Here is a 17,862-nt window from a genome sequence, read left to right on the forward strand (position 1 = left end):
GTTGGTCTGGCGCTGAACTTACGGGCTTACGACTTCGTGTCGCAGGAAATCCGAGCAGCGGAAGACCCCGAGTTTGAGACGTTCTACACCAAGAACATTCTGCTGAATGAGGGCATCCGTGCTTGGATGGCTCCTCAAGATCAGCCCCATGAAAGCTTTGTATTCCCCGAAGAGGTACTTCCCCGTGGTAACGCTCTCTAGTAATGCCGTTGTCGCAGGAAATCGCGACCAGGAGTCGTCCGGGTTTGCCTGGTGGGCAGGGAATGCTCGTCTGATCAACCTGTCTGGCAAACTACTGGGTGCACACGTCGCCCACTCTGGCCTGATCGTATTCTGGGCCGGCGCGATGACCCTGTTTGAAGTGGCTCACTTCATCCCCGAAAAGCCCATGTATGAGCAGGGCTTCATCCTTCTGCCTCACCTGGCAACTCTGGGTTGGGGTGTCGGTCCTGGCGGTGAAGTTATCAATACTTTCCCTTACTTCGTAGTGGGTGTACTTCACCTCATCTCCTCTGCGGTTCTCGGTCTCGGCGGTATCTATCACGCCGTTCGTGGTCCCGAAACTTTGGAAGAGTACTCCAGCTTCTTTGGCTACGACTGGAAAGACAAGAACCAGATGACCAACATCATCGGTTATCACCTGATCCTGCTGGGTGTAGGTGCTTTCCTGCTGGTGTTCAAGGCCATGTTCTTTGGTGGTGTTTATGACACCTGGGCTCCCGGCGGCGGTGACGTTCGCGTTATCACCAACCCCACTCTGAACCCCGTGACCATCTTCGGCTACCTGCTGAAGTCTCCTTTCGGTGGTGAAGGTTGGATTGTCAGCGTTAACAGCATGGAAGACATCATTGGTGGTCACATCTGGGTGGGCTTCATCTGTATCGCTGGTGGTGTATGGCACGTTCTGACCAAGCCCTTCGGCTGGGTGCGTCGCGCCTTTGTTTGGTCTGGTGAAGCTTACCTCTCCTACAGCTTGGGCGCGTTGTCCCTGATGGGCTTCGTAGCTGCTTGTATGGTGTGGTACAACAACACCGCTTATCCCAGCGAATTCTATGGTCCTACTGGCCCTGAAGCGTCTCAAGCGCAAGCTCTGACCTTCCTGGTTCGTGACCAGCGTCTGGGTGCTAACGTTGGTTCTGCTCAAGGTCCTACGGGTCTGGGTAAGTACCTGATGCGCTCTCCTACTGGTGAAATCATCTTCGGTGGTGAAACCATGCGCTTCTGGGACTTCCAGGGTCCCTGGCTGGAGCCCCTCCGTGGTCCCAACGGTCTGGATCTGGACAAGATCAAGAACGATATTCAACCCTGGCAAGCTCGCCGTGCGGCTGAGTACATGACTCACGCTCCTCTGGGTTCTCTGAACTCTGTGGGTGGTGTAGCAACCGAAATTAACTCGGTTAACTATGTATCTCCTCGCGCCTGGTTGGCGACCTCTCACTTCGTACTGGGCTTCTTCTTCCTGGTCGGTCACCTGTGGCACGCGGGTCGTGCTCGGGCTGCTGCCGCTGGTTTCGAGAAAGGTATCGATCGTGAGACCGAACCCGTATTGGCAATGCCAGATTTGGATTAATCCTTAGTTCTGGTTCATTTTAGAGGTCCCCTTCGGGGGGCCTCTTTTCTATACCGGTATTTTGTTAGGTGTGTGAAACACATCTAGCAAAACACCTCATTCGCGTTATGTTCCTTGCGTGGAGGCAAATGTGTACAACCCCTGGGGGTAGTGCTTTGCCTTAAGATGGGAAATACATGAATGGCTTGTGATTAAAAACTTTGATATGAGTTACCCGGTTTGGACGCCTGACGCTAAGGCAAAGCTCAATAACATTCCCTTTTTTGTTCGTGCCCAGGCACGTATTCGAATTGAGCAAATTGCTCGGGATGAAGAATTAGAAACTGTCACTGCCGAATTGGTAGAAAGGGCCCGCCAGGAATTTGGGCAGTAGACATTTAAACCAGGGGAAAACGTCATGACAGGTCAGGAATTTGGACAAGTCAGTGTTGAAGAGCTGGCACAACGGTTAGCAGAAGACCCAGTTGACCTTCAACTGATTGATGTGCGGGAACCAGAGGAGTTGGCGATCGCCCAACTCCCCACCTTCATCAACCTCCCCCTCAGTCAATATGGGGAATGGTCTACAAACGTTAATCAGCGCTTGAGCCCAGAAAAAGAAACCCTGGTGCTCTGCCACCATGGTGTGCGTTCTGCACAGATGTGCCAGTGGTTAGTGTCCCAAGGTTTTAGCAATGTGAAGAATATTGCGGGGGGTATCCATGCCTACTCTGTTTACGTCGATCGCTCTGTGCCTCAGTACTGATGGGTTTGCTGGATAGAGCCATGAGATTGGAGGGAAACGCCAACCAATTTCATGGCTCTATCGAGAACGAGGGTATTCATAGATACCCATGGACAAACCCTGAAGCGCTAAATTACGATCAGCTCACGACCTTAAAAACTATTTAAGATTTTCCGAATGGATGCTCCGGTTCAGCTCAATAAACGGCAACAGCGAGTCTTAGGAGCAACAGTACGCCATTACATTGCAACGGCGCGGCCTGTTGGCTCAGAGGCCCTGGTTGAAGAGTTTCAGCCCCGCGTTAGCCCAGCTACGATTCGTAATGTAATGGGCTTCCTGGAAAAGTCTGGGTTACTATTTCAGCCCCACACCTCGGCGGGGCGGGTGCCTTCAGACAATGGTTATCGTATGTATGTGGATCATCTGGTAACGCCATCGGAGCAGGTAGCCCGTCAAATTGATGGCGTTCTTTCTAGCAAGCTGCTACCAGATGGTTACAGCCTGGAAGCTATCTTGCGAGGGGCCGCTCAAATCCTCTCGACGTTGAGTGGTTATATTTCCCTGGTGACCATGCCACGAGTTCTAGCGGCTCGCCTGCGCCATCTGCAACTGGTGCAGGTAGATCCGGGCCGGCTCATGATGATTGGCGTGTTGGATTCTTACGAAACCCAGTCCATTGTGATTGATCTGCCAGCTTCGGATAATCCCCCCGATCCTGACTTGCTGGATCGAGAGTTGCAGGTGCTTTCCAATTTCCTCAATCAACATTTACGAGGCCGTTCGCCCACAGATACGGCTACCCTCAATTGGCGTGAATTGGGCCGTGAATTTGATCAGTATGCTGAGCTGATGCGTCATGCTCTCTCAGAAATGCATCGGCGCTCAATGGATTCTGTTGCCTCACAGATGTTTGTAACGGGGGTTGCTGAGGTACTGCGACGTCAGCCTGAATTTGCTGAAGTGCAGCAGGTTCAGCCCATTGTCCATCTACTGGAGTCGGAACAGGAGCAACTGTGCGAGTTGATTTTTGATCCGATTCATCTTCAGAGCGATCGCCGGGTCACGATCCGCATCGGTTCTGAAAATCCCCTGGAGCCCATGAAGGGTTGCACGCTAATTTCGGCAATCTATCACTGTGGCGAAACCTCAGCAGGCAGTGTTGGAATGCTAGGGCCGACTCGAATGGTGTATGAGGATGCGATCGCTCTTGTAGAGGCTACGGCTGGCTATCTGACTGAAAGCCTTAGCTAGGTTGGCTCCTACTGGATGAAAAACCTCTGGTTTCCCATCCAATTTCAATTATTTTGTGTGTGCATCGCGCATGCAGAATAACTTATGAAGATGTGCCTAATATTCTGGGTGCTGCCTAAGCAGGACGTAGAACATTAGGTGCATTTTCATATTGAATTGGTACAGGTGTTGAGTGAAGACGTATGACCTATTGCCTTGGAATTGTGACCCGCAGTGGTCTCGTCATGGGCGCTGATTCGCGAACCAATGCTGGGGTGGATTATATTTCTACCTACCGCAAGTTATTTGACTTATCGGTGCCAGGGCAGCGGGTTATTTTAATCTGCACATCAGGCAATCTCTCGATTACCCAGGCCGTTATCCATGCCCTCCATCAGGACTTAAAAATTGGCGAAAACGAAAACGTTCACTCGCTGCTAACGATGTATGAGATTGCCTGCTACATCGGCAAAAAAATCCGCGAGATCCAGGAGACTGAGCGGCCCTGGTTGGAACGGGATCGTATTGATTACACCTGTACTCTTTTGCTGGGCGGGCAAATTCAGGGAGAACAGACCGAGCTGTATATGATTTACAGCCAGGGCAATTGTATTCAGGCGGCTCGCGAAACCCCATTTCTCCAGATCGGTGAAACCAAGTATGGCAAGCCCATCATGGATCGCATCCTGACCTACGAGACATCGGTAGAAGATGCTGCTAAGTGTGCCCTCCTGTCCATTGATTCAACGATGAAGTCCAATATTTCCGTTGGGCCGCCGATTAATCTGGTGATGTATCGAGCGGATAGTCTGGTCGTGAAGCATCAACTGACCTTGCAGCCGGGCGATCGCTACCTCGAAGACATCCGTAAGCAATGGGAGCATTCGATCCGCACCGCTTTTGAACAAACTCCCGACGTCCTCTGGTATTAGCTCAATACACCGCTGAGCGATAGAGGATTTTGTTATGTGTGGTGTGCAAAGCCCACCACACATAACAAAATGCGTCACTTCTAAGGCTGGTATAAAAGTTTCAACTGGTTATGAGGACTGCGTCATAATCACAATCCCCATAGCCTACTGGTTAGGGGTTTTAGGACTCTAAATCCTCAATTTCCTTAGGAACGCCTGCAGTCAGCACATCATACCCCTCGGCTGTAACCAGCACATCATCTTCAATGCGGATGCCAATACCCAGCCAGCGCTCGGGTACGTCCGGTTGTCCTTCGGCAGGTTTGATGTCGGGCTTGATGTAGATACCGGGCTCCACCGTAGTTACCTGGCCGGATTCCAGAGTGTGCGGCGTTTCACCATGTTGATAGACGCCAACATCATGCACATCCAGCCCCAACCAGTGACCTGTGCGATGCATGTAGAAAGGCTTGTACTTCTCCTCTTTGATAATTTCCTCTTTGTCTCCTTGGAGTAGCCCCAAATCCAGTAAGCCATCCACGATAACGCTAACGGCGGTGTCATGAATTTGGCTGTAGGGGTTGCCAGGATGCACCTGAGCGATCGCCTGCTTTTGAGCCTCCAGCACAATGCTGTATAGAATGCGCTGTTCCTCAGTAAAGTGCCCGCTGACGGGGAAGGTGCGAGTAATATCCGAGTTGTAGTAGCCGTAAGCGCATCCAGCATCAATCAGCAGCAACTCTCCGTCCTGCATCTGACGCGTGTTCTCGGTGTAATGGAGGATGCAGGCATTGGCTCCAGAGGCCACGATGGAGGGATAGGCCGGTCCCGATGCCCCGTTAAGCCGGAAAGTATGTTCAATCTCGGCTTGCACCTGATATTCGAAAGCGCCCGGTTTGGCGTAGGCGATCGCTCGATTATGCGCTTCTTCTGCAATTTGCGCGGCGCGACGCATCAGATCCAGCTCAGCTTGGCTTTTTAACAGGCGCATTCCATGCAAGATGGGGCCGGGGTCTTCAATGGCGATCGGGCCAGTGCCGCGCTTGGGATAGGTGGCCATAAGCCGTTGCCAGAGACGTAGCAGCTTATCGTTAAAGGAGGAATCTCGACCCAATCGATAATAGATGCGATCGGCCCCTTTCACATACTCGGATAGTTTTTCGTCCAACTCTTCGATGGAAAAGGCAGCATCGGCCCCGAAGCGTTCTTTGGCTGCTTCTACGCCAACCCGATAACCAGTCCAGGTTTCCTTGTCGGGGTCTTTGGGTTGTACAAATAAAACAAATTTGTGTTCCTCATGGTGAGGAGCTAACACAGCGACGGCTTGTGGCTCATCAAAACCCGTTAAATAGAAGAAGTCGCTGTCTTGCCGAAAGTTGTATTCCACATCATTGTGCATCACGGCCAGAGGCGCACTGCGAAACACTGCTACGCCTTTGCCGATACGAGTCATCAACTGTTCGCGTCGCTGAGCAAATTCCGAGTGATGCATGAGATGTAGAACCTACAGGATTAGGATAAAGACCAGGCCTTGATTCCCAATCCTAGCGAGTCCCCCCATAAATAGACAAGTTGGGATAGCTGATTCTCCGCAGCGCTATGGACGGTTAACGTTGGTTTGAAAAAAGGAGAGGTGGTGCATCGCACCACCTCTCCTTTTTTCAAACCAACAGGAGAACAACCCGAACTGTTGAAGCCGTAGCCCTTAGAACGGGTAACTTAATACCTCAATGCGGCTTCCTTGAGAGGGTAAGCTACCCGACGAGACGGATAGAGAATCGCCTCGGCGCTGTACGGGTGTGCCACTCATCACGCTGAGAAATTCATCTAAACCTGCAATCTCGCAGGCGTTAGCATCGGCTGCCTGGGTACGGTATTGGGTTGGAATGATGATACGGGGGTTGAGAGTTTGGATAGCCTGACGGGCTTCTTCAGCGTTATAGGCTTTGGGGCCACCGCCAACGGGAACCAGTAACACATCCGGACGGCCAATGAGAATCTGTTGTTCTACTTCAATGGGGGCAGCCGCGCCTCCCAGGTGCGTAATGTTGAGCCCGCCCATATCCCAGCGCCAGATGATGTTGGTGCCAAAACGCTGGCCACCCTGGCGATCGTGGTCAATACCAATGCCTTGGATTCGCAACCCATTGATTTCATAAGCACCGGCTTCAGCTAGAAGTCGGGGGTTGCCGGGTAGTCCATCTAGTGATCCTTCATCAAATAGGCGGCTGCTAATCATCACCAGATCAGCAGATACACGCGGAGCCCGGTAACCTGCCGTACAACCAATAGGCCGGAAAGGATTAACCAGAATGCGACGGCCGCCCCCTGTGAACAGAAAACAGGTGTGCCCTAAAGATTGGATTGTCACACCGGAAGCCTGAGCCTGAGCTCTTTGAGCCAGCAGACTAGAACCCAGGGCGGAAAATAGCCCTGCACTGGCATAGGGGATAAACTTGCGTCGCTTCATACCTACCTCAACAGGAACCTGAACAGAGCGCGCAAAACGTCTGCCAGGGGACAAAACAACTATTAGCCTACAGGGGAGGGGCGATCGCCCCTCCCCTTGTGCCAGAATATAGCCGCGTCACATATACTTTGGTTCCGCTGGGTGTGTGGTGTGCAAAACACACCACACACCCAGCGGAACTAAACAGCACGAAGAAGGAGTTAAACTTCGCGGCTTCCTATACCAGCCAGCGCTGGAGCCTTGGGAATTGCAGAAAGGAAGTTTCTCAGCAGCTCCTTTCCAGCTTCAGTCAAGATGCTCTCTGGGTGGAACTGTACGCCCTGGATGTGAGGGAACTCCCGGTGACGGACACCCATAATCGTGCCATCTTCTACCCAGGCTGTGATTTCCAGCACGTCCGGGCAGGTTTCGCGCTCAATGACCAGACTATGGTAGCGAGTTGCTTGCATCGGGTTCTCGACCCCAGCAAAGACGCCCACCCCAGTGTGATGAATCGGAGAAGTTTTACCATGCATCAGTTCACCGGCTGAGGTAATGGTTCCGCCAAATACCAGACCAATGCCCTGATGCCCCAGGCAAACGCCCAGAACAGGGGTTGTCGGCCCCAACTCTCGAATGACTGTGGGAGAGATGCCAGCATCTTCTGGGCGACCCGGCCCTGGTGAAATGACGATCGCATCTGGCTTCAGACTACGAATTTCATCCAATGAGATTTGGTCGTTGCGATAGACGCGAATATCCTGGGCGACGGGCAACTCAGCACCCAGCTCTCCCAGGTATTGCACCAGATTGTAGGTAAAGCTGTCGTAATTGTCGATAACGAGAATCATGGTGGAGGAGATCAGCAGAGAAAGGGCAAATAGTGTTGACGAAAGCCCGAATTCGATTAAAGCAGGTCTAGCCGATGGAGCAGAGGGGGGAATAACAGCGAACCTGCAACTAGCACAGCGGCCAGAGCTGAGATGAGCACTGCTCCTGCAGCACAATCCTTGGCTGTTTTAGCCAGTTCGTGGTAAGTCTGCTTCACCGTCAAATCCACCACCGATTCCAGGGCGGTGTTGAGCAGTTCCATGGTGAGGACGGCACCGATAGTGAGGCCGATGACGGCAATTTCGATGGGGCTAAGGGCGAGGTAGATGCTGAGGGCGATCGCCAGAGTTCCCACTAATAGATGAATTCGAAAATTGCGCTGGGTGAAGAAAGCGTAAGTAATGCCAGACCAGGCGTATTTGAAACTCAAGAATAGACTCGGGGCAATTTGCCAGGCCAGGTCACGATTGGGCTTCGCAAATTTAGCAGCATTGGGGTGAGTCTCTTTCGAGAGTTGTTGTGTCATAGGGGCACCGATACGTTCTGTTGCGTCTGGGACAATTCCGCGGGAACCCGTGCTTTCTGAAACCTCGTACTCATCCATGGCATCTTAGGGTGGACACTGAGCAGGCAATGAGCTGGAGGGAAATCCTTGGTTCAGACTATCACTCATCATGGGGGTCATCATACTGAATTTTGAGGCCCACAGTCTGTAACAAGGCTTCTTGTTCTTTTACCATGCTCTGAAAACTCGCTTCATCCGGATGATCCCATCCCAATAGATGCAGCAGGCCGTGAGTGCTCAACCAGACTAGCTCATGTTCCAGTGAATGTCCTCGTTCCTCTGCTTGTCGCTGAGCCGTTTCCACGGATATAACGACATCGCCCAGGTATAAAGGCATCTCCTCCAGCATCTCCTCGGGTTGAGGATAATCCACTTCCAGAGCCGCAAAAGCCAGCACATCGGTAGGCTGGTCTTTTTGGCGGTAACTAGCGTTCAATTCTTGAATCTCGGCATCATCAGTCAGCCGCAGGCTGAGCTCGTAGGCATTAATAGGGGATTGATCGATCTGTAAATGCGATAGCCAGGCTTCGAACCACTGTTGCCAGGTTTCCTCCTCAATGGGGCCTGCGGCACTATCGGAGTCATTTACGGCCTCGTCGTCTCCAAAAAAGGGAGCCTGGAAATTCAACTCAACCTGAAGGGGGGTATGAACTTCACTCATCGCGTCAGGTAGGCTAGACCCACCAAAAGCAATAGCAATCCACTGGCCGTCAGGGCAAAGTGGAACAGGGACTTTCCACCTTTGCGAACCATGTTACGCATGGCTAATTTGACATAACTGGGAGGCGGCTCTGGGGCAGTATGTGGAGTAGCTTCGGCCTCGGAGGTGGTAGGCACAGGAATAGCCTGTGATTCAGATATGGGCTGTGATTCAGACATAGGTGTGGCGATTGAAGTCATGCATGGATGGAAGGGAAACCCGATCCATCTGCCCTTATTCTAGGGCGCACGTAACAAACTGTTAATCGGTCTGGGCGATCGCCCAGCCTATCCTTATTCCACGATGAGGCTTAGTAATTGCCAGTTCTAAGGAACACAAATCAAACAACTTTTTGCGGGAGTGGGCGTTTAGCCCCTACTCCCACAAAAAATGATAGGGTGTTGAATCCACAATCCTAAATAGTTTAGAAGGGTTGTCTTTCGTACGCTTCGTGTACGAAAGACAACCCTGAAAACAGAACTAGTGTTGCAAACACCAAATTTTGCAACATGGGGGTTTGGAGGCGAAGCCCCCAAGAAGGGGTTTTACCCCTTCACCCCTTACAAAACTTTCGTTTTGCTGTACTAGAACTGCTTATCAGACAGAAATCCTATCGCCCTGCCTGTACCCAACCGCTGGCTGTACACGTAGCAAGTCCACTACGCGGCATCGGTAAGGTCGAGAGGCACCAGTATTGGGAGCCATCGAAGACAACTCCCTCACGTACGGCCCGTAGCTCAGATATGGGTCGCCACGGCTGTGCTCCTTCCTCGTCGTAAGACTGGTAACGCGAACCTTCAACCCGTAAGCCCATACCTTGAGGGCCAACCCAGTAGATGCCCGACTGAATGGTACTGCCGGGATTGCTGGCTAAATGACGAATCAGGTCGCCCCGGAGCCAACCCTCAGCCCCAGATTCAAATCGAACATAATGCCAGGTAAAGCCATCATTGCCACGGGTTTCCCGTAGGGTTTCGATGCGATCGCCCCCACGCCCCATATAAGCAACAGACGCAGATGTACTGGGGTTGGTCCGAACGTTAACCCAGGCCCTGGCATCTCGCGTTTGCACCGTTGCCGGAGCTGCCACTGTGGGCACCTGGCCCAGGCAGCCCAATAGGAGAGCCACCATTAGACTCAATCGAGAGAGTTTTGAAATCATGTTTTTGCTGAAATACGATCGTCAGGAGCGTACTGCTCGTTCCATGCCAGATTTTTCTAGGGGTATTTGTCATGCTGAGTTTTGGGGGCGCGCCCAAGAACCCAGCCTGGCAAAACCGCCTTTATCTCCAGCTTTTACCAGGACACATTGTCCATAGACAAACTGGTTCCATTGTCCATAGACAAACTGGTTCCAGGCGTAGTTTCAGTCGCCCAGAGCTAGCAACTTTCCAAGTCTATCTTGCCCTTTTTAGAACAGGTGAACTGACAGAGACTTGCATGAGTGATACGGCAGGATTGCACCTAAAGCAATGGCCCGAAAGCCTTGTGTAGAGCCTGACGGCGATCGCATCCCCCGCTTGGAGGAATGAAAAACCATCCAATCAGGTCAGCATCTCTACAGATTTACTTACTGGCGATCGCCCACCAACTCGCTACAATAGTTGAGAGTTCTGCTCCGGCGTTGGTGACTGCCAATAGCGTTTTATGATCTACAACTCAACGCACAAGGGACTCGAGATGTCTTGATGGCAGTATACCGAGCATGTACTCGGAAACTTTAAATCAAGGCCAAGAATCCCACCTGGAATTATTCCAGGTCAAAAACTGAGGTAAGACGGCGCTGTGGTGAACTCCTGATTCCAAATTCCCTTGTCCAATTGGGCAAGGGAATTTTTGTTTGACGTAATCCTCTCTTTCTGACCCAAATCACTCGTTCACAATTTCTCTCCCTCCGGTTATACTGATTTAAGCGTAGTCGTTATGAGTTTGTCTGAAGATGTCATCCCCAACGATTGAGAACGTTGTCATCATCGGCTCTGGGCCAGCGGGTTATACAGCGGCCATTTATGCAGCACGGGCGAACTTGAAACCATTTATGTTTGAGGGGTTTCAGGCAGGCGGGCTACCCGGTGGGCAGCTGATGACGACCACTGAGGTGGAAAATTTTCCCGGTTTTCCCAATGGCATCACGGGGCCGGAACTGATGCAAAATATGAAAGCCCAGGCGGTGCGCTGGGGCGCAGAACTGGTGACTGAAGATGTCACTCATGTCGACTTCAGCCAGCGTCCCTTTGTCATTCGCTCGGAGGAGCGCGAGGTGCACGCCCACAGCGTCATTATCGCTACAGGAGCTACGGCGAAGCGGCTGCACTTGCCCAGCGAGAAGGAATATTGGAACCGGGGCGTTTCGGCCTGCGCCATTTGTGATGGTGCGATCCCCATGTTCAAAAATGAGGAACTGGCTGTTATTGGTGGCGGAGACACGGCGGCGGAAGAAGCTCTATACCTGACCAAGTACGGTTCCCATGTGCATCTGTTGGTACGGAGCGATCGCATGCGGGCCAGCAAAGCGATGCAGGACCGTGTGTTGTTTAATCCTAAAATCACCGTTCACTGGTACACCGAAGCGGTTGATGTGGTGGGTAATGGTGAACTGATGACAGGTCTGCAGGTCCGCAATAGCCAAACAGATGAAGTTACGGAGTTGCCTGTACGAGGCCTGTTCTACGCCATTGGCCACACTCCCAATACGAGCCTGTTCAAGGGCCAGTTAAACCTGGATGATGTGGGCTATATCGTGACCCAACATGACGTGCAGACGAATGTACCGGGTATCTATGCCTGTGGCGACGTCCAGGATCATGAGTACCGTCAGGCGATTACTGCGGCGGGGACAGGCTGTATGGCCGCCCTGCTGGCGGAGCGCTGGCTCTCCGAGCATGAACTGATTCAAGAATTCCATCAGCCTGAGGCGGCTGAGGAGCCCTGTGAAGAAGATCCTAAGACGGAATCTGAGCAGGTCGTAGAGTTTGACATTAATCGTACCCACCATGTGGGCGGGTATGCGCTGCGGAAGTTGTATCACGATAGCGATCGCCTGATTGTCGTCAAGTACTCCTCCCCGACCTGTGGCCCTTGTCACACGCTGAAGCCCATTTTGGAAAAGGTGGTGAACGAGTTCGAGGGCAAGATTCACTACGTTGAAGTGGATATTGTTGAAGATCCAGATATTGCGGCTTCTGCCGGTATCACGGGTACGCCAACCATTCAGTTCTTTAAAGACAAAGGGCTTGTTGGACAGATGCTGGGTGTTAAGCAGAAGAGCCAGTATCGCGAGATGATTCAGAACAACTTGCTGTCTGCTCCTGTAGCTCAGTAATGGAGTAGCCCTCCACGAATTCGTTTTCAAGGGCATGAATCGCTGAGCAGCTTAACGATTCATGTAGAGGTCTAAATAAAAGCAAAAAGCGCGGTGCAAAGCACTGCGCTTTTTGTTATGTACGAATTCGCATGCGCAAAGTGGAAGGGGGAGCCAGGGTGACACCCCGACGAATGGGGCGAAGTGGGCTCGTGGGGGCCAACTCTAAGGACCAATGGATGAGGGCGGTTGCCAGTACCAGCTTCATTTCGTACAGCGCAAAGGCCATGCCAATACAGCGTCGGTTGCCACCCCCAAAAGAGATGAACTCATAAGGCGTAAATTGTCGTTCCAGAAAGCGTTCTGGGCGGAAGGTTTCTGGGTCTGGATAGAGATCAGGGCGGCGGTGCAGCAGGTAGATGCAGGGAAACAACAAGGTGCCCGGAGGAATCGGCTGGCCCATCAACTCAAAGGGATGACGGGTGAAACGGGGGAAGGTAATGGGAGCAATTGGATAGATCCGCAAGGTTTCCTGGCAGATGGCGTTGAGGTAGGGGAGACGGGCGATGCTCGCGAAGTCTGTCGGGTCTATTGTCGCCAATTCAGCCTTTAAGGTATCCAGAACGCCAGGGGTTTGGTGGATCCAATAAAACGCCCAGGCCAGGGCAGAGGCCGTGGTTTCGTGGCCTGCCATCAGCAGTGTGACCAGTTCATCCCGGAGCTCTTGGTCACTCATGCTATTGCCCTCCTCGTCGTGGGCGCTTAGCAACAGGCTGAGAATGTCCTCGGCCTCGGGATTGGGATGGGCGCGGCGATTACGAATCTCCTCATATAGCAGCTGATCGATTTCGGCCCGTTGGCGCACAAAGCGACCCCAGGGGCTCCAGGCTCCCCAATCCTGCTGGAGAGAGCGGATAAACAGCAGACTGGCTTTGATAGGGGAGTCGGATAGGGCCAGTAAAGCCTTGAGCAGGGTTTGCAGGTATTCATACCGCTCTCCCTCCACCAGGCCAAATACAGCTTTCAAAATGACCTTTAGGGAGATGTCCTGCATAGCAGCCCGCACCTCGAAAAATCCATCGTGGGTGTGGGTTGCAAAGACTTGCCGAGTAATCTGCTCGATCAACTCGCCGTAAGCTCGCATCCGTTCGCCGTGGAAGGGAGGCATGAGGAGTTGGCGCTGGCGCTGGTGGCGATCGCCATCCAACAACAGCAGCGAGTCATTTCCCACGATGGGCTGCAAAATACTGTTTTGTTGCCCAATATCAAACTCAGCCGGATCGGTACGGAAAATCTCCTGCACGCCCTGGGGATGGCTGACCATAACGGCGGGCGCCAGTGTCCAGCGCACAGTAAAGACGTCACCATAGCGACGGGCGCTTTCCTCCATTAACTGACAGGGGCGCAAAATCCACTGGCTGAGTAACCAGAGGGGAGGCCCTTTCGGGCCATCAGGTAAGCGATCTGGACGGTATGTCCACGGTTCAGCTTGAGCAACCATTTGTTGAGCCTCCTGAGTCGTTTGAGTGACGCTCGGAATCCCGGAAAAATGGATGTGACTGATTCTGAGCGCTAAAGGACTAATTTTCGCAAGTCAAACTTGAAAAGTAATAGGGCCTAAAGGAGTTGACGACAATGGTTTTCAACTCCCCACCAAAGCTTGCTGTTGTAACTCTAATAACTCACGCACCCCTTTTTCAGCCAGGTCGAGGATCTGATTTAACTGCTGCCGTGTAAAGCTGCCCTCCTCGGCGGTGCCTTGAACTTCAATGAGTTCTAGATTGCTGTTAAGAACGACGTTGCAATCAATCTCGGCTGCCACATCCTCTTCATAGGCCAGGTCTAGGAAGGGTTCGGCCTCCAGGAGACCCACAGAGATAGCCGCAACGGCGTGTTTAATGGGCGATCGCTCTAACGCTCCTTTGTCCAATAATGTAGACACGGCGTCTGCCACAGCTACATAGGCTCCTGTAATGGATGCCGTACGGGTTCCAGCATCGGCCTGAAGAACATCCGCATCAACGAGCAGCGTACGCTCTCCCAAGGCCTTCATATCCAGCACAGAACGCAGGCTCCGACCGATTAAGCGTTGGATCTCCTGGGTACGGCCCGATAGTTTCATGGTTTCGCGGGCATGGCGCTGGGGAGTGGCCCCCGGTAGCATACGATACTCTGCGGTCAGCCAGCCCTGGCCAGTGCCCTCCAAAAAACGGGGAACCCCAGGTTGAATACTGACGGTACAGAGTACCTGCGTGTCTCCAAAATGCGTCAAAACAGATCCGGCAGAAAACCGGGTAAAGCGCCGTTCAAACCGCACAGGACGGAGTTGATCAGGACGGCGACCATCAGGACGTTGCCAGGCCATGGGAACTGCCTCATCGGGCGAATGCAAATCACTCACCCAGGATACCGGGGACGCATTCAAAGAACCAGGATCTTCAGGTTAAAGATCAGGGCATGTTTTAGACAACGGGATAGTGTAGACTACTGCTGAATTGTATTTTTTTTAATAAAAGTTCGACTCTCGAAACATTTCCTGACACAGATAATGCAGGTTTTTCCCTAACGTTCCCTGAAAATCCTAGCTTTAGCAGGTACCTGTTTCAATGATCCATCTGGCTTACGGCCTACACCTGATGTCTTCCGGTGGCGTTTGGACGGTTCTTTATGGGGGTTCTCCCTATATCCATAGACCGGGTGGGTTGATTAGATGGAAGCAGGGCTTTAATTAAACAACGTTTGGAGACAAGCTGCCCTATTCCCTCGGGTAGATACCGATTGAGCTTATGCCGAATACTCCCTGGTCAACTGCTGACTCTCCTGATGGGCCCGATTGGGCTACTTCGCTTTCAGCGGATAGTTATATCTCTCACCTTTCCATTTTTCAGCGCGGGCTGGTGGGCCGTCGTCGTAAAGCGGCAATGATGCTCACCGCTATTTGGGGTGGGACTATTGCCCTGCATCTATTTTCCTGGGGCACTTGGTTGGTGTGGGCGCTGACAACTATGTTTGGGCTGCATCTTTTGCGGCTCTGGATTTCGGCTCCACGTACTCTGCCAATGCCCTTGCAGGAGCAAGATCCCGAAAAGCTTCCCTTTGTCTCGCTGATGGTGGCTGCTAAGAACGAAGAGTCCGTCATTGCGAATCTCGTTCAAACCCTGTGTGATTTAGATTATCCAACGAGCCGCTACGAACTCTGGGTTGTTGATGACAACAGTTCTGATCGCACACCCCAAGTGCTTGACCAATTGCGCCAACACTATCCGCAACTCAAGGTTCTGCGTCGAGGTGTGAATGCAACGGGAGGTAAGTCTGGCGCACTGAATCAGGTGGTGGAACTCGCCAAAGGCGAATTCCTGGGTGTATTTGATGCCGATGCTCAAGTGCCTAAAGACTTGTTACGACGGGTGTTACCCCTGTTTGATGAAGCTCAGGTTGGGGCTGTACAGGTGCGGAAGGCGATCGCCCAAGCCGAAGGTAAGCGTCGCGTTTCTAACTTCTGGCTACGGGGCCAGGTATCGGAAATGGCCCTGGATAGTTACTACCAGCAGCAACGCATTGCCATTGGTGGCCTTGGAGAATTGCGGGGCAACGGTCAGTTCGTGCGCCGCGAAGCCCTTCAGCAGTGCGGCGGATGGAATGAGGAAACCATTACTGATGACCTGGATCTCACCCTGCGGCTGCATCTGGCTCATTGGGATATTGAGTTTTTATTGGATCCTCCAGTCATTGAGGAGGGAGTTACCAATACCGTTGGGTTATGGCACCAGCGCAACCGCTGGGCGGAGGGCGGCTATCAGCGTTCTTTGGACTACTGGCGGTTATTAGCTCGGAACCGTATGGGTATGGGCAAAACCTTCGACTTTATCTCGTCTCTGGCGCTGCAATATATCGTGCCCCAGGCGGCGGTGCCGGATCTGGTGATGGCGATCGCCCGTAACCGTCTGCCTTTGCTCTCCCCACTCACGACCCTCACCGTCTGCATGTCGATGATAGGAATGTACGTAGGATTACGCCGTGTTCAGAAGTATCAGGCCAATCGAGCGTTTGCGGCGGACACTACAGAAGCACGTTGGCGGACGTTGCTGCAGGCGATTCAGGGCTCCCTCTACATGCTCCACTGGTTCCCTATCATCGCCACTATGGGAATGCGGATTGCAATTCGGCCTAAACAGTTGAAATGGGTGAAGACCGCTCACCACGGTAGCGAGGAGATGTGGCTTGATATGTCGAATCAACCAGAGTAACCGCATAACTACAGCTATCTAAGAGGAGCGGATAGGTGCAAAGCACCTATCCGCTCCTCTTAGATAGCTGTAGTTACAAAGGGAGATGCCCACTGCCTGGGCATCTCCCTTTGTAACGGATTCTCTACAGTGGACTTCGTATTGGATCGCTATGACTATACGTGAGCTTGCTTGAAGAGTGTTTTTGAGGGAATGCAAAGCATGACCTGTGCAACCGTCTATTGCTGATGTCGAAGTACACGCAAAAATGGGCACTCTAAAGTTCGGTACAGCATCTCTAGTGCCCCGGTCCGGCCCGACTAGATGAGGTGGAGCCGCGCGCATGATGCAGCAAAATCAGTCTTTCCAAACGGGCTTGGCTACAGCTACTTTTGCGTCTGTCTTGTAAAGTAAAGAAGGGAATTTGAGTTAAAGACTTCATGGATAACGAAACCATCGTTTTACTATCAAGCCGAGAAATTGAGAAGATGCGTCAGGCAGGGCAACTGGCTGCCCAATTGCTGGCCTATTTAGAACCGATGGTGAAGCCTGGAGTCAGTACTCTGGAACTGAACGATGCAGCCGAGGAGTGGACCCACAAACACGGAGCTAAGAGTGCGCCCCTGGGCTACCACGGCTTTCCCAAATCTATCTGCACCAGTGTGAACGAAGTGGTGTGTCATGGCATCCCCAATGCCAAGCAAGTCCTTCAAGAGGGAGACATCATTAACATTGATGTGACTCCCACCCTGGATGGGTATCATGGTGACACATCTAAAACCTTTTTTGTGGGTGAGCCGTCGCCTCTGGCCCGTAAGTTAGTCGAGGTGACTGAAGAGTGTTTGATGCGGGGGATCGCTACGGTTAAGCCGGGCTCTCGTATTGGTGACATTGGCGCTGCAATTCAAAGTTATGCCGAGGCTGCTGGATTTTCAGTGGTGCGTGATTTTGTAGGTCATGGCATTAGCCGCACGTTTCATACGGCTCCTCAGGTTCCTCATTACGGTACGGCTGGCAAGGGACGCAAGCTGCGTCCCGGAATGGTCTTCACCATCGAGCCGATGATCAACGAGGGTACCTACGAAGTAGAAGTGCTGGAAGACAAATGGACAGCGGTTACCAAAGACCGCAAATTGTCGGCTCAGTTTGAACATACCCTCGCCGTAACCCAGGATGGGGTCGAGATCCTTACGCTGCTACCGGAGCGAGTACTGGCTTAGGAGGTTTCTGCATAAGAATTTACCCAGAATGTTGGTGTTTTGCCCGCTTCGCGGGCAAAACACCAACATTCTGGGGGTAATTTCATTACTGGAAATCTCCTTAGTTCTAACCCTGTAAGGGGTAGTCACGAAGCG

18 protein-coding genes and 1 other RNA gene are annotated in these 17,862 nt (G+C 52.3%); 10 read left to right on the plus strand and 9 right to left on the minus strand.

What is annotated here, in order from left to right; translation table 11 throughout:
* The 6 genes from NDI52_RS21345 to NDI52_RS21370 all read left to right on the plus strand — a co-directional run.
* Positions 1 to 201, plus strand: a 201-nt coding sequence (locus NDI52_RS21345) for a photosystem II protein D2 (RefSeq protein WP_190771136.1), incomplete at its 5' end; no start/stop codon positions are given.
* On the plus strand, positions 185 to 1,570 hold the full coding sequence (psbC, locus tag NDI52_RS21350) for a photosystem II reaction center protein CP43 (RefSeq protein ID WP_190771137.1): 1,386 nt from the start codon (positions 185 to 187) through the stop codon (positions 1,568 to 1,570). The genes NDI52_RS21345 and psbC, both read left to right, overlap by 17 nt.
* A gap of 205 nt (positions 1,571 to 1,775) precedes the next feature.
* Complete coding sequence (locus NDI52_RS21355) at positions 1,776 to 1,943, plus strand: PCP reductase family protein (RefSeq protein WP_190771138.1); 168 nt, start codon at positions 1,776 to 1,778, stop codon at positions 1,941 to 1,943.
* A gap of 24 nt (positions 1,944 to 1,967) precedes the next feature.
* Positions 1,968 to 2,315 carry a rhodanese-like domain-containing protein gene (locus NDI52_RS21360; RefSeq protein WP_190771139.1) on the plus strand — a complete coding sequence of 116 codons (348 nt, stop codon included), beginning with the start codon at positions 1,968 to 1,970 and terminating at the stop codon, positions 2,313 to 2,315.
* Positions 2,316 to 2,471: 156 nt separating this feature from the next.
* Positions 2,472 to 3,545: a heat-inducible transcriptional repressor HrcA gene (gene hrcA / locus NDI52_RS21365; protein WP_190771140.1), complete on the plus strand. Its 1,074-nt coding sequence runs from the start codon at positions 2,472 to 2,474 to the stop codon at positions 3,543 to 3,545.
* A gap of 182 nt (positions 3,546 to 3,727) precedes the next feature.
* Complete coding sequence (locus NDI52_RS21370; RefSeq protein ID WP_190771141.1) at positions 3,728 to 4,456, plus strand: proteasome-type protease; 729 nt, start codon at positions 3,728 to 3,730, stop codon at positions 4,454 to 4,456.
* 160 nt (positions 4,457 to 4,616) lie between these two features.
* Here the strand turns inward: NDI52_RS21370 and NDI52_RS21375 are convergent, their stop codons facing one another.
* From NDI52_RS21375 to NDI52_RS21405, 7 genes are all read right to left on the minus strand, one after another.
* Positions 4,617 to 5,927, minus strand: a complete 1,311-nt coding sequence (locus tag NDI52_RS21375) for an aminopeptidase P N-terminal domain-containing protein (protein ID WP_190771142.1) — start codon at positions 5,925 to 5,927, stop codon at positions 4,617 to 4,619.
* 213 nt (positions 5,928 to 6,140) lie between these two features.
* The gene (locus NDI52_RS21380; protein ID WP_190771143.1) at positions 6,141 to 6,905 is read right to left on the minus strand and encodes an MBL fold metallo-hydrolase; all 765 of its coding nucleotides are present in this window, start codon (positions 6,903 to 6,905) and stop codon (positions 6,141 to 6,143) included.
* Between the two features lie 200 nt (positions 6,906 to 7,105).
* Positions 7,106 to 7,735 carry an aminodeoxychorismate/anthranilate synthase component II gene (locus NDI52_RS21385; RefSeq protein ID WP_190771144.1) on the minus strand — a complete coding sequence of 210 codons (630 nt, stop codon included), beginning with the start codon at positions 7,733 to 7,735 and terminating at the stop codon, positions 7,106 to 7,108.
* A 56-nt stretch (positions 7,736 to 7,791) separates the two neighbouring features.
* On the minus strand, positions 7,792 to 8,241 hold the full coding sequence (locus tag NDI52_RS21390; RefSeq protein WP_190789300.1) for a diacylglycerol kinase family protein: 450 nt from the start codon (positions 8,239 to 8,241) through the stop codon (positions 7,792 to 7,794).
* A gap of 139 nt (positions 8,242 to 8,380) precedes the next feature.
* Positions 8,381 to 8,941 carry an rRNA maturation RNase YbeY gene (gene ybeY, locus NDI52_RS21395; RefSeq protein WP_190771145.1) on the minus strand — a complete coding sequence of 187 codons (561 nt, stop codon included), beginning with the start codon at positions 8,939 to 8,941 and terminating at the stop codon, positions 8,381 to 8,383.
* Positions 8,938 to 9,159, minus strand: coding sequence for a DUF3285 domain-containing protein (locus tag NDI52_RS21400; RefSeq protein ID WP_190771146.1), 222 nt, complete (start codon positions 9,157 to 9,159; stop codon positions 8,938 to 8,940). The genes ybeY and NDI52_RS21400 overlap by 4 nt, the downstream gene beginning before the upstream one ends.
* Positions 9,160 to 9,590: 431 nt before the next feature.
* A complete protein-coding gene (locus NDI52_RS21405) occupies positions 9,591 to 10,142 on the minus strand; it encodes an SH3 domain-containing protein (protein ID WP_190789296.1) in 552 nt (183 codons plus the stop codon).
* Between the two features lie 448 nt (positions 10,143 to 10,590).
* On the opposite strand from NDI52_RS21405, the gene ssrS reads away from it, so the two are divergent.
* Positions 10,591 to 10,776: non-coding RNA, 6S RNA (gene ssrS, locus NDI52_RS21410), on the plus strand.
* A gap of 143 nt (positions 10,777 to 10,919) precedes the next feature.
* Positions 10,920 to 12,302: a thioredoxin-disulfide reductase gene (trxB, locus tag NDI52_RS21415; RefSeq protein WP_190771148.1), complete on the plus strand. Its 1,383-nt coding sequence runs from the start codon at positions 10,920 to 10,922 to the stop codon at positions 12,300 to 12,302.
* 115 nt (positions 12,303 to 12,417) lie between these two features.
* On the opposite strand, the gene NDI52_RS21420 is transcribed toward trxB, so the two are convergent.
* The gene (locus tag NDI52_RS21420) at positions 12,418 to 13,782 is read right to left on the minus strand and encodes a cytochrome P450 (protein ID WP_190771149.1); all 1,365 of its coding nucleotides are present in this window, start codon (positions 13,780 to 13,782) and stop codon (positions 12,418 to 12,420) included.
* 141 nt (positions 13,783 to 13,923) lie between these two features.
* Entirely contained in the window at positions 13,924 to 14,646 is a 723-nt protein-coding gene (gene rph / locus NDI52_RS21425; protein ID WP_190771178.1) for a ribonuclease PH, read from the minus strand.
* A gap of 421 nt (positions 14,647 to 15,067) precedes the next feature.
* Between rph and NDI52_RS21430 the strand changes: the two genes are divergently transcribed.
* Together NDI52_RS21430 and map are read left to right on the plus strand one after the other, a co-directional pair.
* Complete coding sequence (locus NDI52_RS21430; protein ID WP_190771150.1) at positions 15,068 to 16,528, plus strand: glycosyltransferase family 2 protein; 1,461 nt, start codon at positions 15,068 to 15,070, stop codon at positions 16,526 to 16,528.
* A gap of 419 nt (positions 16,529 to 16,947) precedes the next feature.
* Positions 16,948 to 17,727, plus strand: coding sequence for a type I methionyl aminopeptidase (gene map / locus NDI52_RS21435; protein ID WP_190771151.1), 780 nt, complete (start codon positions 16,948 to 16,950; stop codon positions 17,725 to 17,727).
* The last annotated feature ends 135 nt before the right edge of the window (positions 17,728 to 17,862 follow it).

The sequence above is a fragment of the Leptolyngbya sp. PL-A3 genome (assembly GCF_039962325.1).
GTDB lineage: Bacteria > Cyanobacteriota > Cyanobacteriia > Elainellales > Elainellaceae > Vacuolonema.

Coding starts and splice junctions, on each gene's coding strand:
- NDI52_RS21355 (WP_190771138.1), top strand. CDS start 1,776: ATGAGTTACCCGGTTTGGACGCCTGACGCTAAGGCAAAGCTCAATAAC.
- NDI52_RS21360 (WP_190771139.1), top strand. CDS start 1,968: ATGACAGGTCAGGAATTTGGACAAGTCAGTGTTGAAGAGCTGGCACAA.
- hrcA (WP_190771140.1), top strand. CDS start 2,472: ATGGATGCTCCGGTTCAGCTCAATAAACGGCAACAGCGAGTCTTAGGA.
- NDI52_RS21370 (WP_190771141.1), top strand. CDS start 3,728: ATGACCTATTGCCTTGGAATTGTGACCCGCAGTGGTCTCGTCATGGGC.
- NDI52_RS21375 (WP_190771142.1), bottom strand. CDS start 5,927: ATGCATCACTCGGAATTTGCTCAGCGACGCGAACAGTTGATGACTCGT.
- NDI52_RS21380 (WP_190771143.1), bottom strand. CDS start 6,905: ATGAAGCGACGCAAGTTTATCCCCTATGCCAGTGCAGGGCTATTTTCC.
- NDI52_RS21385 (WP_190771144.1), bottom strand. CDS start 7,735: ATGATTCTCGTTATCGACAATTACGACAGCTTTACCTACAATCTGGTG.
- NDI52_RS21390 (WP_190789300.1), bottom strand. CDS start 8,241: ATGACACAACAACTCTCGAAAGAGACTCACCCCAATGCTGCTAAATTT.
- ybeY (WP_190771145.1), bottom strand. CDS start 8,941: ATGAGTGAAGTTCATACCCCCCTTCAGGTTGAGTTGAATTTCCAGGCT.
- NDI52_RS21400 (WP_190771146.1), bottom strand. CDS start 9,159: ATGTCTGAATCACAGCCCATATCTGAATCACAGGCTATTCCTGTGCCT.
- NDI52_RS21405 (WP_190789296.1), bottom strand. CDS start 10,142: ATGATTTCAAAACTCTCTCGATTGAGTCTAATGGTGGCTCTCCTATTG.
- trxB (WP_190771148.1), top strand. CDS start 10,920: ATGTCATCCCCAACGATTGAGAACGTTGTCATCATCGGCTCTGGGCCA.
- NDI52_RS21420 (WP_190771149.1), bottom strand. CDS start 13,782: ATGGTTGCTCAAGCTGAACCGTGGACATACCGTCCAGATCGCTTACCT.
- rph (WP_190771178.1), bottom strand. CDS start 14,646: ATGGCCTGGCAACGTCCTGATGGTCGCCGTCCTGATCAACTCCGTCCT.
- NDI52_RS21430 (WP_190771150.1), top strand. CDS start 15,068: ATGCCGAATACTCCCTGGTCAACTGCTGACTCTCCTGATGGGCCCGAT.
- map (WP_190771151.1), top strand. CDS start 16,948: ATGGATAACGAAACCATCGTTTTACTATCAAGCCGAGAAATTGAGAAG.